This window comes from Stenotrophomonas sp. Steno-C18 (genome assembly GCF_056393195.1).
The window spans coordinates 17,615-43,553 of sequence record NZ_JBWJOX010000009.1 but is presented as its reverse complement, the minus strand read 5'-3'; the positions used below and the strand labels follow the sequence as shown (position 1 = coordinate 43,553).

23 protein-coding genes are annotated in these 25,939 nt (G+C 68.0%); 11 read left to right on the top strand and 12 right to left on the bottom strand.

The features are described from left to right. Positions 1–131: 131 nt before the first annotated feature. On the bottom strand, positions 132–2,114 hold the full coding sequence (locus tag AC06FE_RS16410; protein WP_323438879.1) for a UvrD-helicase domain-containing protein: 1,983 nt from the start codon (positions 2,112–2,114) through the stop codon (positions 132–134). Between the two features lie 76 nt (positions 2,115–2,190). On the opposite strand from AC06FE_RS16410, the gene AC06FE_RS16405 reads away from it, so the two are divergent. Then, positions 2,191–2,811, top strand: a complete 621-nt coding sequence (locus tag AC06FE_RS16405; RefSeq protein WP_192288341.1) for a thymidine kinase — start codon at positions 2,191–2,193, stop codon at positions 2,809–2,811. A 176-nt stretch (positions 2,812–2,987) separates the two neighbouring features. On the opposite strand, the gene AC06FE_RS16400 is transcribed toward AC06FE_RS16405, so the two are convergent. The 4 genes from AC06FE_RS16400 to AC06FE_RS16385 form a co-directional block, all read right to left on the bottom strand. Then, a complete protein-coding gene (locus AC06FE_RS16400; RefSeq protein WP_478073648.1) occupies positions 2,988–4,589 on the bottom strand; it encodes an OpgD/OpgG family glucan biosynthesis protein in 1,602 nt (533 codons plus the stop codon). A 270-nt stretch (positions 4,590–4,859) separates the two neighbouring features. After that, the gene (mutM, locus tag AC06FE_RS16395) at positions 4,860–5,672 is read right to left on the bottom strand and encodes a bifunctional DNA-formamidopyrimidine glycosylase/DNA-(apurinic or apyrimidinic site) lyase (RefSeq protein WP_478073647.1); all 813 of its coding nucleotides are present in this window, start codon (positions 5,670–5,672) and stop codon (positions 4,860–4,862) included. A 39-nt stretch (positions 5,673–5,711) separates the two neighbouring features. Further along, the gene (locus tag AC06FE_RS16390) at positions 5,712–6,041 is read right to left on the bottom strand and encodes an EF-hand domain-containing protein (protein WP_478073646.1); all 330 of its coding nucleotides are present in this window, start codon (positions 6,039–6,041) and stop codon (positions 5,712–5,714) included. Then, complete coding sequence (locus AC06FE_RS16385) at positions 6,038–7,240, bottom strand: DesA family fatty acid desaturase (protein WP_192288345.1); 1,203 nt, start codon at positions 7,238–7,240, stop codon at positions 6,038–6,040. The genes AC06FE_RS16390 and AC06FE_RS16385 overlap by 4 nt, the downstream gene beginning before the upstream one ends. Before the next feature lie 127 nt (positions 7,241–7,367). Here AC06FE_RS16385 and AC06FE_RS16380 point away from each other — a divergent pair, with 127 nt between their 5' ends. Both AC06FE_RS16380 and AC06FE_RS16375 read left to right on the top strand, forming a co-directional pair. Beyond that, the gene (locus AC06FE_RS16380) at positions 7,368–8,186 is read left to right on the top strand and encodes an ABC transporter ATP-binding protein (protein WP_478073645.1); all 819 of its coding nucleotides are present in this window, start codon (positions 7,368–7,370) and stop codon (positions 8,184–8,186) included. 87 nt (positions 8,187–8,273) lie between these two features. Beyond that, a complete protein-coding gene (locus AC06FE_RS16375) occupies positions 8,274–9,113 on the top strand; it encodes an acid phosphatase (RefSeq protein WP_478073644.1) in 840 nt (279 codons plus the stop codon). Between the two features lie 96 nt (positions 9,114–9,209). Here the strand turns inward: AC06FE_RS16375 and AC06FE_RS16370 are convergent, their stop codons facing one another. Further along, positions 9,210–11,513 carry a TonB-dependent receptor gene (locus AC06FE_RS16370; protein WP_478073643.1) on the bottom strand — a complete coding sequence of 768 codons (2,304 nt, stop codon included), beginning with the start codon at positions 11,511–11,513 and terminating at the stop codon, positions 9,210–9,212. A gap of 174 nt (positions 11,514–11,687) precedes the next feature. Between AC06FE_RS16370 and AC06FE_RS16365 the strand changes: the two genes are divergently transcribed. From AC06FE_RS16365 to AC06FE_RS16355, 3 genes are all read left to right on the top strand, one after another. Further along, a complete protein-coding gene (locus AC06FE_RS16365; protein WP_132862305.1) occupies positions 11,688–12,701 on the top strand; it encodes a TIGR00266 family protein in 1,014 nt (337 codons plus the stop codon). A gap of 146 nt (positions 12,702–12,847) precedes the next feature. Beyond that, positions 12,848–13,444 carry a hypothetical protein gene (locus AC06FE_RS16360; protein WP_478073642.1) on the top strand — a complete coding sequence of 199 codons (597 nt, stop codon included), beginning with the start codon at positions 12,848–12,850 and terminating at the stop codon, positions 13,442–13,444. Positions 13,445–13,552: 108 nt separating this feature from the next. Beyond that, the gene (locus AC06FE_RS16355; protein ID WP_207911836.1) at positions 13,553–14,590 is read left to right on the top strand and encodes a patatin-like phospholipase family protein; all 1,038 of its coding nucleotides are present in this window, start codon (positions 13,553–13,555) and stop codon (positions 14,588–14,590) included. A gap of 156 nt (positions 14,591–14,746) precedes the next feature. Here the strand turns inward: AC06FE_RS16355 and AC06FE_RS16350 are convergent, their stop codons facing one another. Then, a complete protein-coding gene (locus tag AC06FE_RS16350; RefSeq protein ID WP_192288350.1) occupies positions 14,747–15,229 on the bottom strand; it encodes an Lrp/AsnC family transcriptional regulator in 483 nt (160 codons plus the stop codon). A gap of 132 nt (positions 15,230–15,361) precedes the next feature. On the opposite strand from AC06FE_RS16350, the gene phhA reads away from it, so the two are divergent. Next, positions 15,362–16,252: a phenylalanine 4-monooxygenase gene (gene phhA, locus AC06FE_RS16345; protein ID WP_132862301.1), complete on the top strand. Its 891-nt coding sequence runs from the start codon at positions 15,362–15,364 to the stop codon at positions 16,250–16,252. 45 nt (positions 16,253–16,297) lie between these two features. On the opposite strand, the gene AC06FE_RS16340 is transcribed toward phhA, so the two are convergent. Then, entirely contained in the window at positions 16,298–17,032 is a 735-nt protein-coding gene (locus tag AC06FE_RS16340) for a hypothetical protein (RefSeq protein WP_478073641.1), read from the bottom strand. 167 nt (positions 17,033–17,199) lie between these two features. On the opposite strand from AC06FE_RS16340, the gene AC06FE_RS16335 reads away from it, so the two are divergent. Further along, positions 17,200–18,306 (top strand): sensor histidine kinase, encoded by a 1,107-nt coding sequence (locus AC06FE_RS16335; RefSeq protein WP_478073640.1) that lies wholly within the window; start codon positions 17,200–17,202, stop codon positions 18,304–18,306. Continuing rightward, complete coding sequence (locus AC06FE_RS16330) at positions 18,303–18,938, top strand: response regulator transcription factor (protein ID WP_192288353.1); 636 nt, start codon at positions 18,303–18,305, stop codon at positions 18,936–18,938. Before AC06FE_RS16335 ends, AC06FE_RS16330 begins: the two co-directional genes overlap by 4 nt. A gap of 320 nt (positions 18,939–19,258) precedes the next feature. On the opposite strand, the gene dmeF is transcribed toward AC06FE_RS16330, so the two are convergent. Further along, a complete protein-coding gene (gene dmeF, locus AC06FE_RS16325; RefSeq protein ID WP_478073720.1) occupies positions 19,259–20,188 on the bottom strand; it encodes a CDF family Co(II)/Ni(II) efflux transporter DmeF in 930 nt (309 codons plus the stop codon). A gap of 46 nt (positions 20,189–20,234) precedes the next feature. Here dmeF and AC06FE_RS16320 point away from each other — a divergent pair, with 46 nt between their 5' ends. Next, positions 20,235–20,507: a metal/formaldehyde-sensitive transcriptional repressor gene (locus AC06FE_RS16320; RefSeq protein WP_478073639.1), complete on the top strand. Its 273-nt coding sequence runs from the start codon at positions 20,235–20,237 to the stop codon at positions 20,505–20,507. Positions 20,508–20,567: 60 nt separating this feature from the next. Here AC06FE_RS16320 and AC06FE_RS16315 read toward each other — a convergent pair whose 3' ends face one another. From AC06FE_RS16315 to AC06FE_RS16305, 3 genes are all read right to left on the bottom strand, one after another. Then, on the bottom strand, positions 20,568–22,142 hold the full coding sequence (locus tag AC06FE_RS16315) for a PepSY-associated TM helix domain-containing protein (RefSeq protein ID WP_478073638.1): 1,575 nt from the start codon (positions 22,140–22,142) through the stop codon (positions 20,568–20,570). Positions 22,143–22,152: 10 nt separating this feature from the next. Continuing rightward, positions 22,153–22,749 (bottom strand): hypothetical protein, encoded by a 597-nt coding sequence (locus tag AC06FE_RS16310; protein WP_478073637.1) that lies wholly within the window; start codon positions 22,747–22,749, stop codon positions 22,153–22,155. A gap of 101 nt (positions 22,750–22,850) precedes the next feature. Further along, positions 22,851–25,070 (bottom strand): TonB-dependent siderophore receptor, encoded by a 2,220-nt coding sequence (locus AC06FE_RS16305; RefSeq protein WP_478073636.1) that lies wholly within the window; start codon positions 25,068–25,070, stop codon positions 22,851–22,853. 187 nt (positions 25,071–25,257) lie between these two features. Here AC06FE_RS16305 and AC06FE_RS16300 point away from each other — a divergent pair, with 187 nt between their 5' ends. Beyond that, entirely contained in the window at positions 25,258–25,932 is a 675-nt protein-coding gene (locus AC06FE_RS16300; protein ID WP_478073635.1) for a DUF3348 domain-containing protein, read from the top strand. Positions 25,933–25,939: the final 7 nt, after the last annotated feature.

The following is a 25,939-nucleotide window of genomic DNA, read 5'->3' as shown; positions in this document are numbered from 1 at the left end:
CCACCATCATGATCCGCCCCCTCCCTTTGCCGAAGGCGGAGGGGGTGAAGAGGAGCGTTTGCATGCCACTGGCGTGCGGTCCGATGAACGCCCGAAGGCTGTGCCTGAGGGCCGGGCGGGCTGGGGAGGGGTCAGTCAAACAACGCCTGGATCGCCGCCAACCCCGCCTTCGCGCGCTCCTGCTTGTGCGCGGCATCGGCCACCGGGTCGGCGCCGTCGCGCTGGATCTCGCTGGCCGGCAGCTCGTCGAAGAAGCGGCTGGGCTTGAGCCGGATGTGCTCGCCGAACTTGCGGGTCAGGCGGCTGAAGCTCATCCACAGCTGTACCTTGGCGCGGGTGATGCCCACGTACAGCAGGCGGCGCTCTTCCTGCAGGTTGCCCTCGTCCAGGCTGACCTGGTGTGGCAGCACGCCGTCCTCGCAGCCGACGATGAACACATACGGGAACTCCAGGCCCTTGGACGCGTGCAGCGTCATCATCCGCACCTGGTTGCCGCCGTCGTCCTTGTCGTTGCGCGAGATCAGCGCCAGCTGCGCGGCCATGTCGGCGGCGCTGGCACCGCGCGGGCCGCTCTCGAACCACGAGGCCAGTTCCTCGACGTTGTTGGCGCGGCGCTCGTAGCTGGTGGTGTCCTTGGCCTGGTGGCGCATTTCCGCCAGCAGGCCGGAGTCCTTGGCCACGCGCCGCACCAGGTCGCCGGAGCTCATCTGGCGCATGTCCATGCGCAGCGCGCGCAGGATGTCGGTGAACTTGCTCAGGCTGTTGGCCGCGCGCGGCGGCAGCTGCGCCAGCGCGCCCATCGCCTCGGCGGCCTGCGCCATCGGCATGCCCTTCTCCGAGGCCAGCTCGGCCAGCTTGGCCAGCGTGCTGGCGCCAACGTCACGCTTGGGCGACTGCACCGCGCGCATGAACGCGGTGTCGTCGTCCGGGTTCACCAGCAGGCGCAGCCAGGACAGCGTGTCCTTCACCTCCTGCCGTTCCAGGAACACCGTGCCGCCGTTGAGGTGGTACGGCACGCCGACCAGCTGCATCGCCTTCTCCAGCGGCCGTGACTGGAAGTTGCCGCGGAACAGGATGCAGAAATCACTCCACGGGATCTTGCGGTTGGTGGCCAGGAAATGGATCTCCGAGGCCACCTTCTCGGCCTCGTGCTCGCTGTTGCGGCATTCCCACACGCGGATGCGCTCGCCGTCGGCCTGGTCGGACCACAGCGTCTTCAGGTGCTCGTGCGGGTTGTGCGCGATCAAGGCGTTGGCCGCGCGCAGCACGCGGTTGGAGCAGCGGTAGTTCTGCTCCAGCTTGATGATCTTCAGCGCCGGGTAGTCGCGGCCCATCTGCTGCAGGTTTTCCGGGTTGGCGCCACGCCAGGCGTAGATCGACTGGTCGTCGTCCCCCACGCAGGTGAAGTTGCCGCGCGGCCCGGCCAGCTGCTTGAGCAGCCGGTACTGGGCGTCGTTGGTATCCTGGCATTCGTCCACCAGCAGGTAGCCGATGCGCTCGCGCCAGGCCAGGGCGATGTCCGGGTTTTCTTCCAGCACCTGCACCGGCAGGCGGATCAGGTCATCGAAGTCCACCGCGTTGAACGAGGTCAGCCGCGCCTGGTACAGCTCGTAGACCATGGCCGCGTTCTTCTCGCGGCTGCTGCGCGCCGCCGCCATCGCCTGCTCCGGCGACAGGCCGGCGTTCTTGGCCCGCGAGATCAGGTTCTTCATGTCCTCGATGTCGTCGGGCTTGGCATTGCTGCCGCCCAGCAGGTCCTTGATCTGGCCGTTGGCGTCATCGGCATCGAAGATCGAGAAGTTGCGCTTCAACCCCACCTGTTCATGTTCGATCTGCAGGAACTTCAGCCCCAGCGCGTGGAACGTGCAGATGGTCACCTCCGCGGCATCCTCCGCGCGCAGGCGCTTGGCCACGCGCTCGCGCATTTCCTTGGCCGATTTGTTGGTGAAGGTGATCGCCGCGATGCGCCGGGCCGGGTAGCGGTTGCTGCCGATCAGGTGGGCGATTTTCTCGACGATCACGCGCGTCTTGCCGCTGCCTGCACCGGCCAGCACCAGCAGGGGACCTTCGGCGTGCACCGCCGCCGCGCGTTGGGGGGGATTGAGGGAGTCCAGCATGGGGTCGGATCACTAGCAGGCCGGCAGTGTAATCCATCGCCCGTGAGCGCCGGCCGGCGCGGTAAAATGGCCCATGGCCAAGCTTTATTTCTACTACTCGGCGATGAACGCCGGCAAGACCACCACCCTGCTGCAGTCCGCCCACAACTACCGTGAGCGCGGCATGCGGGTGGCCCTGCTCACCCCGCGCCTGGACCACCGCGCCGGCACCGGCGTGGTCGCCTCGCGGATCGGCCTGCAGGCCGAAGCCACCGCCTTCGAGCACGACACCGACCTGCAGAAGCTGATCGAGCAGGACATCGCCCGCCACGGCAAGCTCGGCTGCGTGCTGGTGGACGAGGCGCAGTTCCTGAGCAAGGCACAGGTCTGGCAACTGTCCGAGGTGGTCGATGAACTGCGCATCCCGGTGCTGTGCTACGGCCTGCGCACCGATTTCCGCGGCGAGCTGTTCGAAGGCAGCCAGTACCTGCTGGCCTGGGCCGACGAGATGCAGGAGATCAAGACCATCTGCCACAGCGGCAAGAAGGCGACGATGACCGTGCGCGTGGACGAAAACGGCTTCGCCGTGCAGGACGGCCCGCAGGTGGAGATCGGCGGCAACGAGCGCTACGTGTCGGTCAGCCGCGCCGAGTTCAAGAAGATCACGCGCGGTGAAGGGCGCATCGACCCGATGCAGGCGCCATTGCCGTTGTGAGGTGATGTGCGGAGGGCACAAGCGTTACCCCTCCCCAACCCTCCCCTTGGCTGCGCCAAAAGGAGGGAGTGATTTCTGCAGGTCGGTCGAATCACAGTGAGGCCCAGCTTCCGCACCCTCCCTTTGGCGTAAGGGGAAGGTTGGGAAGGGGTGCCTCAAGCAGGGACTCGAGCCAATCAATACAACGTCCGCTCCGGCGCATCGGCCGGCGGCGGGCTGTACTGGTAGAGCCACGTCTCGGTCAGGGTCTTGCCGCCACTGCGCAGGTACAGGCGGACGTCGATCTGGTCGTAACTGCCTTCCGGCGGCACCAGGTCGAACATGGCGCGGTAGCCCTTGATCTCGCGCAACGGGCGCGCCGAGACGATCTCGACCTTGCCGCGGCTGGTTTCCACCACCGCCTCGACCTCGGCCTTGTCGATCAGGCCGGCCAGTTCGCCGCCTTCGAAATCCACCGCGAAGCGCCACGAGAAATACTCGCGCTTCTTGCCGATGACCCCGCCCAGGCCGGTGCGGCTGGCCACGCAATGCGCCAGCGGCGGCCGAGCCGGCGGCTGCGCGCCCCAGTACAGGCGGTAGCCGACCAGCAGTTCCTGGCCGGGCTGCGGCTTGGCCGTGGGGTTCCAGAACGCGACGATGTTGTCGAAGGTTTCATCGACGGCGGGGATCTCCACCAGCTGCACCGAACCCTCGCCCCACTGCCCCTTCGGCTCCACCCACAGGCAGGGGCGCTTCTCGTAGAACACGCCATCGTCCTGGTAATGGTCGAAGTTGCGGTCACGCTGCAGCAGGCCGAAACCGCGCGGGTTGTTGTCCATGAACATGTTGAAGCGCAGGTGCCGCGGGTTGCACAGCGGGCGCCAGATCCATTCGCCGGCACCGTTCCACATCGACAGGCCGTCGGTGTCGTGGATCTCCGGGCGCCAGTCCCAGTCCATGCGGCGGTCGTTCTCGCCGACCTGGTACATGCTGGTGCACGGCGCGATGCCCAGCCGCTCGATCTGACTGCGCGGGTACAGCGCGCTGTCGATGTCCATCAGCAGCACCTCGCCATTGGTGATCGCGAAGCGATACGCACCGGCCACGCTGGGTGAGTCCAGCAGGCCATAGACCACGAGCGTGTCGGAGTCGCCGCTGGGCTGCTCCAGGTAATAGGCGATGAAGTCCGGGAATTCCTCCGGCTTGCCCATGCCGGTGTCGATCGCCAGGCCGCGCGCGGACTGGCCGTACTGGCCTTCCTTGCCGACCGCGCGGAAATAGCTCGCGCCGAGGAAGGCGGCGAAGTCGCGGTCGGTGTCGGCACGGGTGTTCAGGCGGAACCCGGCAAAACCCAGGTCGGCCGGCAGGCGCTTGCCGTGCACGCCACTGCTGCCGTAGTCGAACGCATCACCGTCGTAGGCCAGCTCCTGCGCCTTGCCATCGGCCACGTCGAACATGCGCACCGGCGAATGGAAGTACAGCCCCAGGTGGAAGAACTTGGCCTGGAACTTGCCCGGCTGGTTGGCCCACAGGGCGTGGTCCTGGCGGTAACGGATGGACTGGTACTGGTCCCAGTCCAGCGCTTCCAGCTCGGCCGGCAAGGTGCGCTTGTGGCTCTGGTACGGCGCGGCCGCCAGCGCCCGCGCCTGGCCCTTGAGCGCGGCGAAATCGAAGGGCTGTGGCTGGCCGATGCGGCGCAGGCCCAACTGCGCCGGCGTGGCCGCGCAGGCGGCGAAGGAGGGCAGGCCGAAGGCCGCCAGTGCGGCGGCGGCATTGCGCAGGAAATCACGGCGTTGCATGCAGTCGTCCGGAGCAAAAAAGGTTGCGCATGATAGGCATACGCCGGCTAACTCTGGAGTGAGCGCCTGCGCGGGGGCCGTGGGTAGATCAACCGCAACGGCACCCCTCCCCGGCCCTCCCCTGCTGCGCAAGGGAGGGGGTGGTTCCTGCAGATCGGCCAGGCAGCGGCGCAGCCCTGCTTTTGCCCCCCTCCCTTTGGCATCGCCAAGGGGAGGGCCGGGGAGGGGTGCCATTGCGGTTGCAATTGCCCCTGCCCCGCCGCCAGCCACTCACCGCTGGCAATGCCCGCACCACACCGTCGCCCGCTGGCCGATGGTGGCGTGGCGCAGCGCGCGCCCGCACTGCTTGCAGGTCTCCCCCTCGCGCCCGTACACCAACAGCTCCTGCTCGAAGTAGCCGGGAGCACCGTCAGGGCTGATGAAGTCACGCAGCGTGGTGCCGCCGCGCACGATGGCGTGGCCGAGGATGGCCTTCACCGCATCGGCCAGCCGCTGGTAACGCGCACGCGAGACCTTGCCCGCTTCGCGCAGCGGGTTGATGCCGGCCATGAACAGGCTTTCGGCCGCGTAGATGTTGCCCACCCCGACGACGATGCCCTGGTCCATCAGGAAGGTCTTCACCGCCGCGCTGCGGCCACGGCTGCGCTGGAACAGGTAGTCGCCATCGAAGTCATCATCCAGCGGCTCCGGGCCCAGGCCGCGCAGCAGTTCATGGGTTTCCCCGATCGGCTGCCACAGCAGGCAACCGAACCGGCGCGGATCGTTGAAGCGCAGCAGGCGGCCATCCTCCAGGCTGATGTCGACGTGGTCGTGCGCACGCACCGGCGTATCGCCGGGCAGCACGCGCAGGCTGCCGGACATGCCCAGGTGCAACACCGCGCTGCCCGCTTCGGTGTCCAGCAGCAGGTACTTGGCACGGCGGCGGATCGCGGCGATGCGCTGGCCGGGCAATCGGGTCTCGATCTCCGCCGGGATCGGCCAGCGCAGGTCCGGCCGGCGCAGGATCACGCCGTGGATGCGCCGCCCCTGCAGGTGCGGCTCCAGGCCACGGCGGGTGGTTTCTACTTCGGGTAATTCAGGCATGTCACGTTCCAGGATCGTCTTTCGCAGGCGCGCCGTCGATCACCGCGGCGGTGCCATCAACTCGCGGGCGCTGAGGAACCCGTCGCCATTGGCGTCCTGTCGCGCGAACCGCGCCAGGATCACCTGCCGCTGTTCCTCGCGGGTGATCGGCTTGCCACGGCCACCGGGTTGTTCTTCCGGCTCCAGCACGCCATCGCCGTTGCGATCCATACGGTCGAAGGCGTACAGCATCCACTGCAGGTACTCGTCCGGGCTGACCTTGCCATCGCCGTCGGCGTCCATGCGCTGCAGGTATTCGTGGGTGTCCTGTACCTGCGCCATCGCCGGGCCGGCCAGCAGCAGGCCCACCAGCACCGTCACCGTCCTCATGCGGCGCTGAGCGCGTAGCCCTTCAGGCGTGCGGCATAGGCCTGCAGCACCGCACTGCCACTGGCCTCGGCGTCCTGGCACCACTGCTGCAGCTGGCGCAGGCGCTCGGCGGCATCGTGGCTGCGGGCCTCCAGCAGGGCCGACAAGCGCGCACGGTAGTCGACCAGCAGCTGGATGCGCGGGCGCTGCTGCACCCAGTCCTGCAACTGCTCGCGGCAGGCCGGCTTGAGCCAACGGCCATCGTTGACCAGGCCCTTGCGCAGGCGCCGCGGCAGCAGCTTGCGCAGCTTGGCACCGGCGGCGATGGCCTCATCCTTCAGGGCCGGGGCGAACACGTTGCGCTGGTAGTCGGTCATCGCCTGGAAGCGGTGCGAGAGCAGCGCCTTGAGCGTATCGGCATCGGGCACGGCGATGTTGGGGCGGATGTCCATGCTCGGTGCCACGCGCAGCACCTTGGCCAGGCGCAGCGCCTGCAGCAGGCGGATCGCCTGCCAGCCGATGTCGAACTCCCAGCGCCGCATCGAGAAGCGCGCCGAGCTCGGGAAGGCGTGGTGGTTGTTGTGCAGCTCCTCGCCGCCGATCCAGAACGCCCACGGGGTGAGATTGGTGGAGGTGTCGGCCGACTCGAAGTTGCGGTAGCCCCACCAGTGGCCCAGGCCGTTGACCACACCGGCGGCCCAGAACGGGATCCACGCCATCTGGATCGCCCACAGCGCGATGCCCGGCAGGCCGAACAGCACCGTGTTGACCACGAACAACAGCACCGGCCCGAGGTTGGCGTGCGGGGTGTAGAGGTGGCGCTCGATCCAGTCCTCCGGCGCGCCGCGCCCGTACTGCTCGATGTCGCCGCGCAGCGCGCGGGCTTCGCGGTACAGCTCCACGCCGCGCCAGAACACGCGGTCGATGCCCTTGGTCACCGGGCTGTGCGGGTCGTCCTCGGTCTCGACCTTGGCGTGGTGCTTGCGATGGATGGCCACCCACTCGCGGGTGATCATCGAGGTGGTCAGCCACACCCAGAAGCGGAAGAAGTGGGCGATGAGCGGATGGAAATCCACGCCGCGATGGGCCTGGCTGCGGTGCAGGTACAGGGTCACCGCGAAGATGGTCAGCTGGGTGACCACCAGCAGCACCGCCAGCATGCCCCACCAGCCCAGGCCGGCGATGCCACCAGTGAGGAAATCAAACAGGGCGTCAGGCATGGCGGGACTCCGTGGCAGGTCGGTGCCAGATGAAACAACCGCTACACATGATGGGGGCTGTCGGCGCAAACTTCATCCACCGGCGGGTCGTCCGTTGGTCGAATCCTCAGCTGCCGCTCACCTCCTGATGTCCATCGCCCCCGCCGCCAGCCCGGCCCCCCTGATCGAACTGGACCATGCCTGCGTCATCCGCGGCCAGGTCCGCGTTCTGCATGAATTGAACCTGCGCATCGAGCAGGGACAGCACACGGCGATCCTCGGCCCCAACGGCTGCGGCAAATCCTCGTTCATCAAGCTGATCACCCGCGAGCTGTACCCGCTGGCACGTGCGGACGGTCACATTCCAGTACAGGTGCTGGGCCAGACCCGCTGGCAGGTGGACCGGCTGCGCTCGCAGCTGGGCATCGTCACCGGCGACCTGTCCAGCAACCTGTCCGACATGCCCGGGTTGAGCGTGGAGGAAGCGGTGATCTCCGGCTTCTTCGCCAGCTACGTGGTGCCGGCGCACCGCGACGTCACCGAGGCCATGCGCCAGCGTGCCCGCCAGGCGCTGGAGCTGGCCCGCGCCCTGCCGCTGCTGGGCCGCAGCTACGCCGAGCTGTCGGCCGGGGAAACCCGCCGCGTGCTGATCGCGCGGGCACTGGTCAACCAGCCACGCGCCCTGCTGCTGGACGAACCCTCCACCGGGCTGGACCTGATCTCGCGCCAGCACCTGGTCGACACCATGCAGCACCTGGCCCGGGAGGGCATCACCCTGGTGCTGGTCACCCACCACATCGAGGAAGTGATCCCGGAAATCGGCCGCGTTGTGCTGATGAAGGGCGGCCGCATCCTGGCCGACGGCCCGCGCGCGGAGCTGTTGTGCTCCGGGCCGCTGTCCGAGCTGTTCGGCGGGCCGGTCCAGGTCCGCGAGGACGAAGGCCGGCTGACCGCCTGGGTCGGGTAAACGGGCCATCGCCGCTGCCCCGATCCACCGGGGCGGTGCCGGCAATGCGATGATGCCGGTCCGTTCCGTCGTTTCCGCCGTACCCGAATGTCCCGTACCCGCTTCCCGCTGCGCCTCGCCGCAGCCGCTTCGCTGGCCGCCGCCCTGGCCGCCTGTTCCAGCACTCCCACCCGTTCCGGTGCGCCGGACGAGGACCCCACCCAGCACGCCAGCGGCTACCTGCAGGGCGATGCCATTCCCGACAGCCTGGCGCTGAGCCCGGCCCCGCCGGCCCCGGGCTCGGTCTGGGCGCAGCTGGACGAGGCCGTGGCCCGCGAGGCCATCGGCATGCGCGGCAGCGCGCGCTTCCAGCAGGCCCATGCCGACGCCGACCTGTCCTTCCCGGCCGGCGCCGAGCAGTTCAGCTGCGCGCTGGGCGTGGCGGTCACCGCGCAGGACACGCCGACGCTGTACACCCTGCTCGAACGCAGCCGCATCGATGCCAGCGCCGCCACCAAGGCCGCCAAGCACCATTACCAGCGCCCGCGTCCGTTCATGGTCAACAACGAGCCGACCTGCACGCCGGAGGACGAGCAGGACCTGCGCAAGAGTGGCTCCTACCCGTCCGGGCACACCTCGATCGGCTGGGCCTGGGCGTTGATCCTGGCCGAGATCGATCCGGAGCACGCCACCGCCCTGATCGAGCGCGGCCGCAACTATGGCCACAGCCGGCTGGTCTGCAACGTGCACTGGTTCAGCGACGTGCAGCAGGGACGCTTCATGGGTGCGGCCACGGTCGCCCGCCTGCACGACAACCCCGAGTTCGTCGCCGACCTGGCCAAGGCACGCCGCGAGCTGGCGTACGCCCGCACGCTGAAGCGGTCGTTGCCGCGCGACTGCGCCGCCGAGACCGCCGCGCTCACCTCCGACATCTCCGAAGCCCGCTGAGCAATGCCGGGGAGTGCCGGGCCATGCTCGGCACTACGGAAATGAAGAAGGCGCGGATTGCTCCGCGCCTTCTTCGTTCAACCTGCAGACCGGCGCTTAGAAGCGGGTCTTGAACTCCACGCCCCACAGGCGCGGCTCGTTGATGAAGCCGGTGAGGTTGTTGAAGTCGATGCCGCCGGTGGCGCGGATCTGGTTGGTGATGTTGCGGCCGTACAACGCCACGTCGTAGTCCCCGTCGTTCCACTGGTAGCCCAGGCGCAGGCCGCCTTCCAGCAACGACTTGCCGGTGAATTCCCTGGACTCGTACAGGAAGAAATTCACTTCGCTGCGGTACGCCCAGTCGGTGAACACGTAGAACTGCGCACCGTCGGCCAGCGGCAGCGACCAGCGTGCGGTCAGGTTGTGGGTCCACTCCGGTGCCTGCGGCAGCGCGTTGCCGTTGATCCGCGCCTTGCCATCGATGACAGGGTTGGTCACGGTGCACGAGAAGCACGGTGCAACGCTGAGATCGGCGTCCTTGATCTCGGTGTGGTTGTACCCGCTGCCCAGCGTGACCAGCAGGTTGTCGGTCAGGTAGGCCTGCAGGTCCAGCTCGAAGCCCTGGCCCACGCTCTTGTCGGCGTTGAGCAGGATGTTGGCGTTACCCAGCTCGCCGCCCACGGCGGTCAGCTGCTGGTCCTTGACCCGGTAGTGGTAGACGCTGGCATTCAGGCGTGCACGGTTGTCCCAGAAGTCCGCCTTCACGCCGGCCTCGAAGGACAGCACGGTTTCCGGGTCGGCCACGGTCTTGTCGTTGAAGGCGCCGGCCGACTGGATCGAGCTGCCGCGGAAGCCGGTGGCAACGCGCCCGTAGACGTTGACGGTGTCGTTGACGGCGTAGGTGGCCGAGAAGTCCCAGTTGAACTTCTTGTCCTTGGTCGAGGCCGACAGGTACGGGTCCACCGCGTCACCGCGGGCGAAGGCCGCCTGCTGGGCGGCGAGCAGGCCGGCCAGGTCGCACTTGGCCGACAGCACGCACGGGGAGAAGCCGGTGTTCCAGTAGTCCTTGACCACCAGGTCCTTCTTGTCGACGGTGTAACGCACGCCGGCGCGCAGCTCCAGCTTGTCGGTGGCCTGGAAGGTCACCCCACCGAACGCCGCCCAGGCATCGTTGGTCTGGTTGATGCGCTGGAAGCCATCCTGCCTGCTGCCGTTGGTGGTGTCGTAGCTGTAGCTGTCGACGTCGTAGTCTTCCTTGAAATAGAACAGGCCGGCCTGCCAGTTCAGCGGCCCGTCGTTGAGCGATTCCAGGCGCAGTTCCTGCGTCCACTGCGAATGGCTCGGGATGCCGTCGGCGGTTTCGGAGGCAAACGGCACTTCAGGGGTGAAGTACGGGCCGGAGGTGCCGTCGATGTCACCCACGCTGTAGGTGTCCACGGTTTCGTAGCCGGTGATCGAGGACAGCTTCAGGTTGCCCAAGTCCCAGCTCAGGCGCGCGTTGGCACCGCTGCTGTCCAGCTCGGAGTGGTTCAGGCCGTCGATGGACACCTTGTCCTCGTCGAAGCCGGCGACGAAGTCGTTCGTGCCCGGCTTGAAGATGTTGCCGCGGAACAGGCGCGCGGTGCCGTTGAGGTGGCGCTTGTGCGCACCCAGCAGCGCCTCGAAGTTGTCGCCTTCGTACAGGAACTGCACGCGCACGGCGGACTCGTCATAGCCTTCCAGGCCGTCGTTCGGGCCGGTGCCGGTGTTCTTCACCCAATCGTCGCGGCGCTGGTACAGCGCCGACACGCGGGCCGACCAGCGCGCGCTCAGCGCGCCGCCGACGGCGGCCTCGACGTTCCACAGGTTGTCGCTGCCGTAGCCGACCTTGCCGTAGCCGTTGAACTCCTGGGTCGGGCGCACCGAGTCGAACTTCACCACGCCGGCCGGGGTGTTGCGGCCGAACAGCGAGCCCTGCGGGCCGCGCAGCACTTCCACCTGCTCCACGTCGAAGATCGGGAAGCCCTTCAGGATCGGGTTCTCCTGCACCACGTCGTCGTACACCAGCGACACCGGCTGCGAGGTGTTCAGGCGGAAATCGGTGTTGCCGTAACCGCGGATGTAGAAGCGCGGGAACGCACGGCCGAACGAGGATTCGATGTTGAGGCTGGGCACGCGGCCGGACAGGTAGCGCACGTCGGTGCCGCCGGAGGCCAGCGCGTCGAGCTTCTCGCCGCTGACGGTGCTGATCGAGACCGGCACGTCCTGGATGTTCTCCACCTTGCGCGCGGCCGTGACCTTCACGGCGTCCAGCGTGGCGGCTTCCTTCTGTGCGGGGGTGGCGTCCTGGGCCATCGCGGCCAGGGGGAGCAGGGCGGCTACAGCGACGAACAGCGGATGCGCAGCCGGGAAGCGGCCGCGGACGGTACGGGTCGGGGACATGGCGAAGAAGGGCCTGTTGGGAGGAATGGGGAACTGCGCCTAGCACGGAATTGTTGCAGTACAACATTCGTATCGCAATCGTTCAGGTATTCAGACGCATGACGCCTGTCAGGGGTGAAAAAGCCACCGCACTGCATAGACTTGGGCTTCCTTACCCACACCAGGCGATGCGCCATGACCCAGTGGTATTTCCATGTTCCCGGCCAGTCCGACCGGGTCGGCCCGCTCGATGAGGCAGCGGCCCGCGCCTACGCCCAGGCCAACCGCCAGGCACTGGCCTGGCGGACCGGCATGCAGGGCTGGCAGCCGGTCGGCGAAATCGCCGAGTTCGGCGGCCAGGCCGCCCCGCCGCCGATGCCGCCGCCGGTCGGGGGCAACCGTAGCCGGGCCGATGATATCGACTTCCGCATCGTCGGCCATGAGATGCAGTTCGTCGAAATCGAACTGGACCCGGGCGAGAGTGCCATCGCCGAAGCCGGCGCGCTGATGTTCAAGGACGCCTCCGTGCAGATGGACACCGTGTTCGGCGACGGCCGCCACGAGGGCCAGGGCGGCGGCTTCATGGACAAGCTGCTGTCGGCCGGCAAGCGCGTGATCACCGGTGAAAGCCTGTTCGCCACCGTCTACACCCATACCGGCCAGGGCAAGGCCAAGGTCGCTTTCGCCGCGCCCTACCCCGGCACGGTGCTGGCCATGAAGCTGGACCAGCACGGCGGCAAGCTGGTCTGCCAGAAGGACAGCTTCCTGGCCGGCGCCCGTGGCGTGCAGGTCGGCGTGCACCTGCAACGCAAGGTGATGACCGGCCTGTTCGGCGGCGAGGGGTTCATCATGCAGAAGCTGGAGGGCGACGGCTGGGTGTTCGTGCACGCCGGTGGCTGCGTGGTCGAACGCGAGCTGGCCGCCGGCGAGCGCATCGACGTGGATACCGGCTGCGTGGTGGCCTACCACGCTGGCGTGGACATGGACGTGCGCCGCGTCGCCGGCCTGAAGAGCATGTTCTTCGGTGGCGAAGGCGTGTTCCTGGCCACCCTGACCGGCCCAGGCAAGGTGTGGCTGCAGTCGCTGCCGTTCTCGCGCCTGGCCGGCCGCATGTTCGCCGCCGCCCCGCAGGGCGGTGGCCAGAGCCGCGGCGAAGGCTCGGTGCTGGGCGGGCTGGGCCGCATCCTGGACGGTGACAACCGCTTCTGAAGCCGTCACGGTCCCGGGCCTCCGGCATGCCGGACGGTCCCGGGCCCGGGGGCGCTGCGCCTGCCCGGGCGACGCCTGGCGTCCTTGCCTGTGCGTGGCCGGTTGTCTACCCTCCGCGTTCGTTTTCCGGGGGGAACCGGCCACGCATGGACGCACACGACAATATCTACGCCCCCCCACAGGTGCCACTGGAAACCCGCTCCGCCGAGCGCCCGGCACTGCCGCCGTTCTACGTGGTGTCCCTCCGCAAGCTGGTGCTGCTTTCCATCGCCACCGTGGGGCTGTATTCGCTGTACTGGTTCTGGCGGCACTGGAAGCTGCACAAGCTCGACCGGAAGCTGGACATCTGGCCGGTCCCGCGCGCCATCTTCGCCATCTTCTTCGCGCATGGCCTGAACGAGGAAATCGACCACCGGCTGCGGCGCGCGGGCCAGCGCCACGACTGGTCGCCGGGCACGTGGGCCACGGTGTACGTGGTCTCGGCGATCATCGGGCAGATCATCAGCCGCCTCCCGGATGCCATGCTGGCACCGGGCCCGAGTTTCGGATTGGCCATGCTGACCGTCGGCGGCGGCACGCTGGCGATGGTCCAGGCCCAACGCGCGGCCAACCTGGCCTGCGGCGACCCGACGGGCTCGGCCAATGCCCGGCTCACGCCGCTGAACTGGCTGTGGCTGGTGCTCGGCGGCCTGTTCTGGTTGCTGGTGCTGGTGGGCCTGGCGCTTTCCCTGGGCAACAGCTGAGCCGGGCCCCCTGGCCCAGCGAAGCCCCGCCTAAACGGCGCGGCCACCGGCACGGTCCCTGCCCGGCGCAAAGCGCTATGCTGGCGCCCTTTTCAACGCCCCCTGTTCATCATGAAGCCGCGCAACGCCCGCCTGCTGCTGTCCCTTGCCCTGTTCGGCCTGCTGGCCGCATGCGGTGGTGAAAACACCAAGCCGACGCCGCCGCAGGCGGCGCGACCGAGCACCCCGCTCAAGCCGGTGAAGATCGGCGTGGCACTGGGGGGCGGCGCGGCCAAGGGCTTCGCCCACATCGGCGTGATCAAGATGCTCGAAGCCAACGGCTTCGAGCCGGTGGTGGTGTCCGGCACCAGCGCCGGCAGCGTGGTCGGTGCGCTGTACGCCAGCGGCATGGATGCCTTCCAGATGCAGCAGAAGGCCGTGGCCCTGGACGAGGCCAGCATCCGCGACGTGCGCCTGTTCTCCGGCGGCCTGGTACAGGGCCAGAAGCTGCAGGACTACGTCAACGCCCAGGTCGGCAACAAGCCCGCCGAACAGCTGCGCAAGCCGTTCGCGGCGGTCGCCACCCAGCTGGAGACCGGTGACCGCGCGGTGTTCGTGCGCGGCAACGTCGGCCAGGCGGTGCGTGCTTCCAGCTCCATCCCCGGCGTGTTCGAACCGGTCACCATCGGCGGCAAGACCTACGTCGACGGCGGCGTGGTCAGCCCGGTGCCGGTGGACGCCGCGCGCCAGCTCGGCGCCGAGTTCGTCATCGCCGTGGACATCTCCAGCCGCGCCAACGGCCAGCGCCCGACCAGCCTGCTCGGTGCGGTCAACCAGTCCATCACCATCATGGGCCAGCGCCTGGGCGAGCAGGAGCTGGGCCGCGCCGACGTGGTGATCCGCCCGGCGGTGCTGGACATCGGTGCGGCCGATTTCGAGCAGCGTGGCCGCGCCATCCTGGAAGGCGAGAAGGCCGCGATGGCCGCGATGCCGCAGATCCGCGCCGGCGTTGCCCGCCTGCAGCAGGCCCAGGCCACGGCGATCCGCACCGCCGAAGCCCGCACCGCCGCCGCCCAGGCCGAAGCCCATCAGCGTTGCCAGGACAGCCGTTCGCGCATCGAGAAGCTGCGCGGCGTGGTGAAGGACTGCAGCGCCCCGGCGCGTTGATGCTTCAAGCCCCTCCCCTTTGGCGTAGCCAAGGGGGAGGTTGGGAGGGGGCGTTTCCGGTTCTGCGCAGTGGATGACATCACCGCAGAAAGCGCCCTCACCCCGACCCCTCTCCCGCACACGGGAGAGGGGCTTCAAAGCTGCAACATCTGTTCATTACCGCCCCAGCTGCGACAGCGGCAGCGCGCGGAACTCCTTGACCGTGCGCAGCACGAAGCTGGAGTTGACGTCGGCCACGCCGGCCGCATCGAGCAGCTTGTCCAGCAGGAAGGCCGAGAAGTGGTCCAGGTCGCGCACGTAGACGTGCAGCAGGTAGTCCATGTCGCCGGTGAGCGCGTGGCAGGCCACCACTTCATCCCACAGCTGCACCGCCTCCACGAAATGATTGATGGCCGCCTGGCCGTGCTTGGACAGCTGCACCCGTACGAACGCCTGCAGGCCCAGCCCGATCGCGCGCGGCTCCAGGCGAGCGCCATAGCCGGCAATGACACCCTCCGCTTCCAGCCGTTGCACCCGCCGCAGGCAGGCGGACGGTGACAGGTTCACCCGTGCTGCGAGCTCGGCATTGGTGGCGCGCCCATGCTGCTGTATTTCGGCCAAAAGCCGAAGATCCGTGCGATCAAGCGTGACTGAAGCCATGTTTGTTGCTCCGCAACATTGAATTGCCGCAACAATATTGCGCCAGGAGCCGCTGACGGCGCAATTTCGCAAACCTGTTGCGCGGCAAGCTTCCTACCATGCGGTTATCTATTCCCTTATGGAGCTGCCGCCATGGAAGCCAACCCGCGCCGCGTCGAACACCAGCAGACCGACAAGGGTTACGTGCCGGTCTATACCACCGCCGTGGTGGAGCAGCCGTGGGACAGCTACAGCGCCGACGACCATGCCACCTGGAGCACGCTGTACCAGCGCCAGCGCGAGCTGCTGGTCGGCCGTGCCTGCCAGGAGTTCCTGGACGCGCAGGACGAGATGGGCATGAGCGAGCACATGATCCCGCGCTTCGACCAGCTCAACGAAGTGCTGGGGGCCGCCACCGGCTGGACCCTGGTCGGCGTGGAAGGCCTGCTGCCGGAACTGGATTTCTTCGACCACCTGGCCAACCGCCGCTTCCCGGTGACGTGGTGGATCCGCCGCCCGGACCAGATCGACTACATCGCCGAGCCGGACCTGTTCCACGACCTGTTCGGCCACGTGCCGCTGCTGATGAACCCGGTGTTCGCCGACTACATGGCCGCCTACGGCCGTGGCGGGGTCAAGGCGCATGCGATCGGCCCGGAGGCACTGCAGAACCTGACCCGCCTGTACTGGTACACGGTGGAGTTCGGCCTGATCAACACCGCTGACGGGCTGCGCATCTACGGCGCCGGAATCGTCTCGTCCAAGGGCGAATCGCTGTACTCGCTGGAGTCGGCCGCGCCCAACCGCATTGGCTTCGACCTGGAGCGGATCATGCGCACCCGCTACCGCATCGACACCTTCCAGAAGAGCTACTTCGTCATCGACGGCTTCGAGCAGCTGATGGCCGCCACCGACCCGGACTTCACCCCGATCTACGCGCGGCTGGCCGCGCAGGAGCATTTCCCGGCCGGTGACGTGCAGGACGGCGACCGCGTGTTCCAGCGCGGCACCGGCGAAGGCTGGGCCAGCGACGGCGACGTCTGAGCCACGCAGCGCCTCCACGCTCCCGGGGACCGCGACCGCCGGCACTCACTCCGCCGGCGATTGCATCCGCGGCGACGGCGTCGGCCGGGTTCCGCGGCGCCCGCCGTACTTGCGGTTCAAGCCGTAGCCGATGAGCACGGCCACCAGCACCGGCGCCGCCCACGGGAACAGCTCGATCAGCAGCGGCGGCACCCGCGTGTGCGCCTGCAGCCACTGCCACACCGGGCGCATGCCGATGCTCAGGAACGCCACATGGGTGGCAATGCCCGCCCCCAGCATCGACTGGTAGTGCTGGCGGAACGCCCAGTCCGGCCGCCCCGGGCCACGGCGGCTGAAGTTCCACATGCGCCAGCCTGCCCACAGGCCGATCACCGAAAAGCCCAGGAACAGCATCTGGCCGCGCTGCACGCCCACCACCAGCACCGCCCCTGCCAGCAGCACCATCGGCCACAACGCCAGCTTCCAGCCCACGCGCGCCACCATCTGCTTCCAGTCGCGCTTGTCGGTGACCGCCCGCCACGCCAGCCAGCTGGCATTGCCGGTGATGGCGATCAGGTACGCCAGGAACAGCGCGGTCAACGGCTGGTGGCGGAAGAAGGCGAACTGCACGGTGATCGGCACCGCGGTGACCACGATGGCGGCCATCGCCCCCAGGTACACCTTGCCGAGCAGGCGGTGGCGCGGTGAGCCCTTCTTCATCAGCGCCGCGGCCCAGAACCCGGCCAGCGCGACCACACCGGCCACCACATGCAACATGACGATCAACGAATATCCAGGCATGACGGCGTTCTCTCCAGGCAATGCCGTCCGGATGCAACGGCTGGTGCACAGGCTCGCGCAGGCGACGGCGCACGGGCAGTCACCGCGGTCACCCGCGGACCCTGCCGGAAGTCACTTTCTGCATCCACCCCCTTGCCGCCGGCGCTGCGCGCCACCAGCATGCCGGCATGGAAATCGGCCCTCAGCCGCGCTGGCGCGGACTCCTCCACCCCCTCAACCTCGCCGGCCTGCTCACCTGGCTGGCGGTGGCCTTCACCCTGCGCTACGGCGAGGCCGCGCAGCTGCCGTGGCGCTGGGGCTGCGCGGCGGTGTTCCTTGCAGCCTTCCTGGTCGCCACCGCGCTGCCGCACCGGACCTGGCAGCGCAAGGTGTTGCTGCTGGTTGAAGCGGTGAGCGCGCTGGCGCTGATCCGGCTGGCCCACTACAGCGGCGTGGCGCCGGCCCTGCTGGTGATGCTGGCCGCGCAGATCGCCGCCACCTGGCCGCTGCGCATCACGCTGCTGCTCATCGCCGCGGTGAACGTGGGCATGTACCTGGTCCTGCGCGACGTGCACGCGCATGCCGGCGCGGTGGTGCTGATCTTCGCCGGCTTCCAGGCCTTTGCCATGCTGACCACCCACTACGCGCACAGCGCCGAGCAGGCACGCGACCGCCTGGCACTGGTCAACGCCGACCTGCTCGCCACCCGTGCCCTTCTCGCGGAAAGCTCGCGCGATGCCGAACGACTGCGGCTTTCGCGCGAACTGCACGATGTGGCCGGCCACAAGCTCACCGCGTTGCGCCTGCAGCTGCGCGCGCTGGCCGGGCGCAACGACGCGCCGGCCGAACTGGCCCTGTGCGAGCAGCTTTCGGCCGAACTGCTGGGGGAAATCCGGGCGGTGGTGCATTCCCTGCGCGACGGCGGCCAGCTCGACATCGCCACCGCGCTGCATGCGCTGGCCGCACCGCTGCCGCGGCCCCGCCTGCACCTGGCGATGGACGAGGCGGTGCAGGTGAGCACCACCGCCAAGGCCGAAACCCTGCTGCGCTGCGTGCAGGAAGCGTTGACCAACAGCGCCCGCCATGGCGAAGCACAGGTCCTGCAGGTGACACTGCACCAACATGAAGGGAGATTGCTGCTGGACATGCACGACGATGGCAGGCTGCGCGGCCAACTGCGCGAAGGCAACGGACTGACCGGCATGCGCGAGCGCGTGGCGGAGCAGCACGGCACGCTGGAACTGCAACGCACCGCCACCGGCGCGCTGCACATCCACGTGGAGCTTCCGGCATGAGCAACGTCCCCCGTATCGCCCTGGTCGACGACCAGGCGCTGATCCGCGCCGGCCTGCGCGCCTTGCTGCAGCAGCAGGGCGTGGAGATCGTGTTCGAGGCCGACAGCGGCCAGGCCCTGCTGGAGCAACTGCCGCACCAACCGGTGCAGCTGATCGTCTCGGACATCCGCATGCCCGGCATGGACGGCATCCAGGCACTGCAGGCACTGCGCGAGCGCGGCGACGCCACGCCCTGCCTGTTCCTGACCACCTTCGATGAAAGCGACCTGCTACTGCGCGCCACCGACGCCGGCGCACAGGGCTTCCTGCTCAAGGACGCCGCGCCGGAGGACCTGCGCCAGGCCATCGACCGCATCATCGCCGGCACCACCCTGCTGCAGCCGGTCAGCACCGACCCGGTGCGGCAGCGCTACCGCTATCACGCCGATGACGCGCCGAAGGAGCTGTTCAGCCAGAAGGAAGTGGCGGTACTGCGGTTGATGGCCGGCGGCTACAGCAACCGCGAGATCGCCGGCAGCCTGTTCCTGGCCGAGGGCACGGTGAAGAACTACGTCTCGACCATCCTGGACAAGCTCGACACCCGCGACCGTACGCGGGCAGTGCTGAAAGCGATCACGCTGCGGATCATCTGAGGCGCACGCCTGACCGCCCCCGCCCTTGCGTAGCAGGGGAGCACCGGGGAGGGATGCCTTTCACGACGCACCCAATCACCGCGCCAACAGCAACCCCTCCCCAACCCTCCCCTTTGCTCCGCAAAAGGGAGGGGGGCAAAAGCGCCAGCTCCGCAACCTGCACGCACACGCAGAACCGCCCCCTCCCTTGCGCAGCAGGGGAGGGTCGGGGAGGGGTGCCTTTCACGACAGACCCAATCACCACGTCAACCGCGCGCCTCCCCCCGACCCTCCACCGTTGCTCCGCAAAGAAAGGGAGAGAGCAACAGCAGCAGCCGCACCTAGCCGGCGCTGCGCACTTCCACCGTCACGTGCACGATCTCCTCATGGATCGACAGCGCGCGGTGGAACACGTCCGCACCGACACCCGGCGCGGTCACCACTTCCATCGCGCAGGAAAAGCGCCCACGACCCACCTGCCAGACATGCAGGTCGCTGATGCGCGCCGGTACGTCGCCCTGCTCCACCGCTTCGCGGATCTCGGCCACTACCGGTGCATCCATCTCCGCATCCAGCAGTACGCGGCCGGTCTGGCGGATCAGTCCCCAGGCCCAGACCGATACCAGCACCGCGCCAACGATGCCCATCAGCGGATCCAGCCAGGACGCGTTGAAGTACAGCCCGCCCAGCAGGGCGATGATCGCCAGCACCGAGGTGGCCGCATCGGCCAGCACGTGCAGGTAGGCCGAGCGCTGGTTCAGGTCATGATGGTGGTGGTGATGGTCGTGTCCGTGGCCATGATGGTGGTGCGCGTGCTGGTCGCGCAGCCACCACGCGCACAGCAGGTTCACCGCCAGGCCCACCACCGCGATCGCGATGGCCTGCTGGTAGTGGATGGGGCTGGGCTTGAACATCCGCGCGATCGACTCGAACGCCATGATCCCGGCCACGCCCAGCAGCAGGATCGCGCTGGTGTAGCCGGCCAGGATCTCGATCTTCCAGGTACCGAAGGCGAAGCGCGGGTCGTCCCGGTACCGCCGCGCGCAGGCATAGGCGAACGCGGCCAGCCCCAATGCCAAGGCATGCGAGCTCATGTGCCAGCCGTCGGCCAGTACCGCCATCGAGTTGAACCACCAGCCACCGGCGATCTCCACCACCATCATCACGACGGTCAGGGCCATGGCCCGGCGCGTGTTCTTCTCCGCCATCGGGTTGCCGTCGCTGAAGGCGTGGCTGTGCTGGCGGGACTGGGCAAGGGTTTCAAGGTTCATCATGGCGGCCTTCTCATATACCCCCATAGGGTATACGATCCCGACCATGGCACATATCCAACGTGACAGGAAAAAGCTGCTCGCCCGGGTCCGCCGCATCGCCGGCCAGGTTGCCGCGCTGGAACAGGCGCTGGAAGCCGGCGACGACTGCGACGCCGTGCTGGTGCAGATCGCCGCCGCCAAGGGCGCGATGCACGGGCTGATGATGGAAGTGATGGCCGGTCACCTGAACGACCATGTCGTCGCCGAGAAGGACCCGGCCAAGCGCGCCAGCGAAGCCGACGTGCTGCTGGACCTGCTCAAGCGCCACGCAAGGTAGCCAGCGACGCGTCGTGGGAGCGGCGCGCCTTGCCAAACCACAGCGCAGCATGGCGACGCTCTACACGGGGTTGGGGCTGGTCTGCGCCCAGATGCTGTCGCTATGGCCCTGCCGCAAACGCAGGCGCGTGCGCCGGGCGATGTACAACAGCACCGGCACCGACAACAGCGCGGTCACGTCCACCGGCCAGCTGCCGGCGTGGCTCCATGCGCCGCCGATGCCCCACACGCCGGCCAGGCTCGACAGCGGAATCGCCAGCGTGAACACCGCGCTGGCCCACAGCAGTTCCACCGCACCGCGTGATGCGCCGCGCAGGAACGCCCAACCGATCGCGGCCACGAACACCGCGTAGTAGATACCGGTGTGCCACGCCTTCAGATCCGCCACCAACGCGGGCAACCATTTGGTTGCGGCGAGGCTGGCGGAGATACCGGCCACGCAACCCAATGACACGCCCACCGTCAGGCAGCCCAGCACCCAGCCCGATAGTTTCTGCGCGGGCGTCTCCGGCCCCTTGCGCTTGCGTCGCCGCGATTCCACCCACAGCAGGTTGCCGGTGTAGAACAGCGCCGCGCCGGCCAGCCCCATCAGCACGTACAACCAGCGCACCGGGTTACCGCCGAAGCTGCCGAAATGCAGCATGAAGAACGCATTGACCGATTCGTCCCAGCCATCCATGTGGCCGGGCAGGTCATGCGGATCGACCTGCCCGCTGTACGGGTCCAGGTGCGTGCTGGCGTACAGCCGTGCGCGCGTGCCGTGGCGCACGTCCAACCCGGTTACCGTCGCCTCGACATGCCCGTCCTTGCGCTGGAACCCAAAGCCCTGCACGTCGAAACCGGGCAACTGCACTTCCACCCGACGCAGCAGTTCGGCCGCCGGCAGCACGCGCGCACCGGTGGGCGCGTCGTCGTGTGCCTGGTTCCACTCGATGCCGCCTGGGTACACCACCGCGCCCTGCGCGCCGTAGAACGGGTCATGGAAGGCGAACACCACGCTGGTCAGCGCGATCACCAGGTGGAACGGCAGGCTGAACAAGCCCAGCGCGTTGTGCGCGTCCAGCCACATGCGCTTGATGTTCTTGCCGATGCGCAGCGCGAACACATCCTTGGTCAACGTCGGCAGCAGCACGATCAGGCCCGACACCAGCGCCACGGCATAGGCCAATGCCACCGCACCCATGACGGGCCGTGCGATCGCATCGGGGAACGGCAGGCCGACCAGCTGGTGCAGGGTATCCACCAGCTGCGCCACCGGCGCCTTGCGTGTCTGCTCCACCTGCAGGCTGCCGTCGGCGCCGAAACTCGCCCCGTACTCCTTGAACTGGCGACGCCCCCCGGCACGTTCCTGCCAGTACACCCGCGCCGGCTGGTCGGCACCGGGCTTGACCGAAATGAAGTAGCGCGCCGCAGCCTGGGGATGTTCGGCCAGCACCGCTTCAACCAGCGCATCGGCGCGCTCCAGCGACGGCGCGGCGGCCAATGTGGAAGGCGGCGTGGACCAGCGCTCCAGCGGCTTCTCGAACATCGTGACCGAGCCCGCGTAGAAGGCGATGAACAGCATCAGCCCGCAGACGATGCCGATCCAGATGTGGACGTCCTTGTAGACCTTGATGATGTCGCTGCGGATCTTCATGCCTGCATCCTCACGCCATCACCCAACGCGCCAGCGCCAACATCCCGAACGTGGTCATATTGGCCGCGCCCAGCCACAACCAGGCACGCAGGCTGTCGCGGAACAGATGGACGAAGCACAGCACCGCCGCCCAGATCGGTGCCATCAGCCACATGGTGAACTGGTTCTTGCCGCCGCCGGCGCCAATGCCGTCCGGTCCCAGCCAGGCGAACAGGCCGGACAACGCCAGTGCCAGGCCGAAGCCCAGCACCACGCCGGCACAGGTCTTGCCGAACCAATGACGGCTCTCCAGCCGCGCACGTGCTTCGCTCATGCGCACCTCCGCGCACCTCCGCGCGCGTACGCGGGCGCGCCACGCGCCCAGAAATGGCGCGATCGACCACACCAGCGTCAGCAGCACCAACCACGCCGATATCGCTTCAAGCGGCGCCATCAACTGCCACATCGCCAGCAACGAGACGAGCGCAAGCACGCTGCCCGGCCACCACGCATGCCGCGTTGGCCACGGCCCGGCAGCGCGCAGTTGCTGTTGTGGCGAGGCGACGTACAGCAGCATCGCCGCAGCGCTACCGGCAACGGTCGCCAGGAGTGCCAGCAGCAGGTTCATGGGGTGGCACCACGCGGTTCGAGGAAGGCGTTCATTCGGTCTGGCTCATGGCGGGACAATGAAGGCGTCCACCGGGGCCTGCCCGATGGACGTATGCTGCATCACCAGCTGAAACGCGCGGTGGCGGTGACGGTGCGGCCGGTGCCGTAGTAGCAGGAAGACACGCCACCGCAGGTCGAGACAAACCGCTTGTCGGCCAGGTTGCTGACGTTGAGTGCGAACTGCGTGTCCACCGCGCCGTGTTGCCCCACGTCATAACGGATGGCCACATCCCACAGCGTGTACCCCGGGATCAGGTACAGGTTGGCGCTGTCGCCATAACTTTCGCCGTTGTAGCGCACGCCTGCGGCCAGGCTCAGGCCTTCCAGTCCACCAGTCTGGAACGTGTAGTCCGCCCACAGCGCGGCGGTCCAGTCCGGCACCATCGCCAGCTGCTTGCCGATGTAGCCGTTGTTGCTCTTGGTGACTTCCGAATCCATCCAGCTGGCAGCACCGATCACGCTGAAGCCTTCCAGCGGGGTGATGCGGCCCTCCAGTTCGACGCCGCGCACGCGGCCTTCGCCATCCTGCACCTGGCACTGGCTGTTGCCGGCGGTGCCGCAGGTGTTGTGCGTGAGGTCCGGGTCATTGGTGAGGATGTTCTGCTGGCGCAGGTCGTAGGCCGAGAACGTCAACAGGCCATCGAAAGACGCCGGCTGGTACTTGATGCCCGCTTCCCACTGCTTGCCGGTCACCGGGTCGAACGCCGACAGCGTGTAGCTCATGTTGGTGTTGCTGCCCGAGGGCTGGAACGACTCGGCGTAGCTGAGGTACGGGGTCAGCCCGTTGTCGGCCACGTACAGCACGCCCAGGTTGCCGCTGAAGGCTTCTTCCTCGCCGCGGGTCGGAATGCGGGCACCGTAACGGTTGGTGGCCACGGTGTAGCTGCGGGTCCAGGTGTCGTCACGGGTCCAGTCATAGCGACCACCAAAGGTCAGCCGCCACTGGTCCAGCGCAACCTGGTCCTGCAGGTACACGCCGGTCTGGCGGTTGATGCCACCGGAGTAGCTGATGCTGGTGGTGACCGGCACGTAGTTCGAATAGACCGGGTTGAAGATGTCGATGTCGCGCGGGTTGACCATCGCGCCACGCGCACCGGTCCAGTCGGCCTTCTGCCAGTCCACGCCGATCAGCAACGTGTGCTCGGCCGCGCCGGTGCTGAACTTACCGGTGATGCGCGTATCCACCGTATCGCCCTTGGAGTCGCCCTCGCCCCAGGTGGCGCGCCGCTTCTGGGTGCGCCCATCGGCGTTGAGGCCGCCATTGGTCACCACGGTGCGGAACAGCGATTGGACATCGGTATGGCGCGCGCTCTGGCTCAGCGTCCAGTTGCCGTTGAAGCTGTGCTCGAACAGATAGCCGGCGGTCCAGAGGGTGCGGTCATAGGTGTTCCAGCCGGGCTCGCCGATGAAGGTGGTGTTCTTCATGTGGCCGTAAGGCGTGGCCACCAGCGTGCCGTCCATCGGCAGGAACTGGTAGGTCGAACCGCCATCGTCCTTCTGGTACAGGCCGAGCAGGGTCAGGCGCGTGCGTTCGGCGATCTGGAAGGTGTAGCTCGGGGCCAGGAACCCGTGCTTCTGCTCGGTGTGGTCGATCTGGGTCTGGCCATCGCGGTACAGGCCCACCAGACGCAGCAGGTGGCGGTTGTCGTCACTGCCGGCGCCCACGTCGAAGGCGGTGCTGTACTGGCCGTTGCCGTCGATGCCCAGGCGCAGTACCTGCTGCGGGTCCGGCGTCGGCGTCTTGCTGACCTGGTTGACCATGCCCCCCGGAGCCACCTGCCCGTACATCACCGCCGACGGGCCCTTGAGCACTTCCACCCGCTCCAGGTTCCAGCTGTCGACCATGGTGCGGTTCCACTGGCTGCCCTGCGGCGCGCGCATGCCGTCAATGGTGACGTTGTTGGACCAGCTGCCGGCATCGAAGCCACGGATGCGGAAGTCATCGACGCGGTTGTCGATGCCGCTGCTCTCCAGGGTCACGCCGGCCACGTAGCGCATGGCCTCGTTGAGGTTCTGCACGCCACGGGCGTCCAGCTCCTCGCGGGCGATCACCGAGACCGACTGCGCGGTCTCGGCCACCGCGGTATCGGTCTTGGTCGCGCTGGAAGCATGCGAGGTGGTGCGGTAGGCGTTGACGTGGACGGCATCGAGCGTCCGCGCCGGGTCCGCGGCCTCGGCCAGCTCGGGACCGGCGGCAAGGGCGGTGACGGGGGAAAGGGCCATGGCGACGGCCATGGACAGCAGCGCCGGACGGGCGGCACGGAAACGAGGGAGGGACACGGCATCAACCTGCGGTGGGGCGAGGATTGGCTGACTGCGCGCGGCAGCGGCTGATGGAGCAACATTGTACGAACAAGAATCATTCTCAACAATGATCAAGATCAATCCAGCCGCCAACCGCCTGAATACCACTGACCGGGCGAAGTCACGCCCGCCATGTAAAATGCTGATTTTTTAGTCAGGACCCATGGCGAAAGCTTCCCAACGGGCGCCCGTGCTGGGCCCGGCGTTCATTCGCCTGCTGGCCCGCTTCAAGGACGATGCCACTTCGCCCACGGCGCCGGATGTGTCGGCGCGGCTGGCCACGTGGTTTGACTGGAACCGCGCCATCACCCTGTCCCGCGCCCTGGACAACCTGCCTGCACCCGCACCGGACGGCGCCACCTTCGACCAGGACCACGACGCCGACTGCACCCGCGTGCGGGACCGCCTGCTCCAGGCCATCCATGCCGAGATCGCACCGGTCGGGCCCGTCGATGCCGACGCGCCCGACCCGTACGCGCCCTACCGGCAGCATTACCAGGCCCAGCAGCGCGCCATGCAGACCGCCACCGGCAACCTGCGTGGCCGGCTGCGCGACATGCTGGCCCGGCAGTCCCCGGCCAAGGCCCGCCTGGCCGAGGTCGACGCGGTGATGGAAGCCACCCTCAGCCCGCGCGAACACACCCTGCTTTCCCATGTACCGGCCCTGCTCGGCCTGCACTACCAGCGGCTGCATGACAGCGCCGCCAGCGCCGATGCCCAGGCATCGGCCACCACCACGGCCCTCTTCCTCCAGGACCTGCGCACCGCGCTGCTGGCGGAACTGGAGGTCCGTTTCCACCCCATCGAAGGCCTGCTTGCAGCGCTCCGCACCCGGTAACCCGCTC

Bases quoted from the DNA above. Each gene is read 5' to 3' on its own strand.
- AC06FE_RS16405 (WP_192288341.1), top strand. From the start codon at position 2,191: ATGGCCAAGCTTTATTTCTACTACTCGGCGATGAACGCCGGCAAGACC.
- AC06FE_RS16400 (WP_478073648.1), bottom strand. From the start codon at position 4,589: ATGCAACGCCGTGATTTCCTGCGCAATGCCGCCGCCGCACTGGCGGCC.
- mutM (WP_478073647.1), bottom strand. From the start codon at position 5,672: ATGCCTGAATTACCCGAAGTAGAAACCACCCGCCGTGGCCTGGAGCCG.
- AC06FE_RS16390 (WP_478073646.1), bottom strand. From the start codon at position 6,041: ATGAGGACGGTGACGGTGCTGGTGGGCCTGCTGCTGGCCGGCCCGGCG.
- AC06FE_RS16385 (WP_192288345.1), bottom strand. From the start codon at position 7,240: ATGCCTGACGCCCTGTTTGATTTCCTCACTGGTGGCATCGCCGGCCTG.
- AC06FE_RS16380 (WP_478073645.1), top strand. From the start codon at position 7,368: ATGTCCATCGCCCCCGCCGCCAGCCCGGCCCCCCTGATCGAACTGGAC.
- AC06FE_RS16375 (WP_478073644.1), top strand. From the start codon at position 8,274: ATGTCCCGTACCCGCTTCCCGCTGCGCCTCGCCGCAGCCGCTTCGCTG.
- AC06FE_RS16370 (WP_478073643.1), bottom strand. From the start codon at position 11,513: ATGTCCCCGACCCGTACCGTCCGCGGCCGCTTCCCGGCTGCGCATCCG.
- AC06FE_RS16365 (WP_132862305.1), top strand. From the start codon at position 11,688: ATGACCCAGTGGTATTTCCATGTTCCCGGCCAGTCCGACCGGGTCGGC.
- AC06FE_RS16360 (WP_478073642.1), top strand. From the start codon at position 12,848: ATGGACGCACACGACAATATCTACGCCCCCCCACAGGTGCCACTGGAA.
- AC06FE_RS16350 (WP_192288350.1), bottom strand. From the start codon at position 15,229: ATGGCTTCAGTCACGCTTGATCGCACGGATCTTCGGCTTTTGGCCGAA.
- phhA (WP_132862301.1), top strand. From the start codon at position 15,362: ATGGAAGCCAACCCGCGCCGCGTCGAACACCAGCAGACCGACAAGGGT.
- AC06FE_RS16340 (WP_478073641.1), bottom strand. From the start codon at position 17,032: ATGCCTGGATATTCGTTGATCGTCATGTTGCATGTGGTGGCCGGTGTG.
- AC06FE_RS16335 (WP_478073640.1), top strand. From the start codon at position 17,200: ATGGAAATCGGCCCTCAGCCGCGCTGGCGCGGACTCCTCCACCCCCTC.
- AC06FE_RS16330 (WP_192288353.1), top strand. From the start codon at position 18,303: ATGAGCAACGTCCCCCGTATCGCCCTGGTCGACGACCAGGCGCTGATC.
- dmeF (WP_478073720.1), bottom strand. From the start codon at position 20,188: ATGAACCTTGAAACCCTTGCCCAGTCCCGCCAGCACAGCCACGCCTTC.
- AC06FE_RS16320 (WP_478073639.1), top strand. From the start codon at position 20,235: ATGGCACATATCCAACGTGACAGGAAAAAGCTGCTCGCCCGGGTCCGC.
- AC06FE_RS16315 (WP_478073638.1), bottom strand. From the start codon at position 22,142: ATGAAGATCCGCAGCGACATCATCAAGGTCTACAAGGACGTCCACATC.
- AC06FE_RS16310 (WP_478073637.1), bottom strand. From the start codon at position 22,749: ATGAACCTGCTGCTGGCACTCCTGGCGACCGTTGCCGGTAGCGCTGCG.
- AC06FE_RS16300 (WP_478073635.1), top strand. From the start codon at position 25,258: ATGGCGAAAGCTTCCCAACGGGCGCCCGTGCTGGGCCCGGCGTTCATT.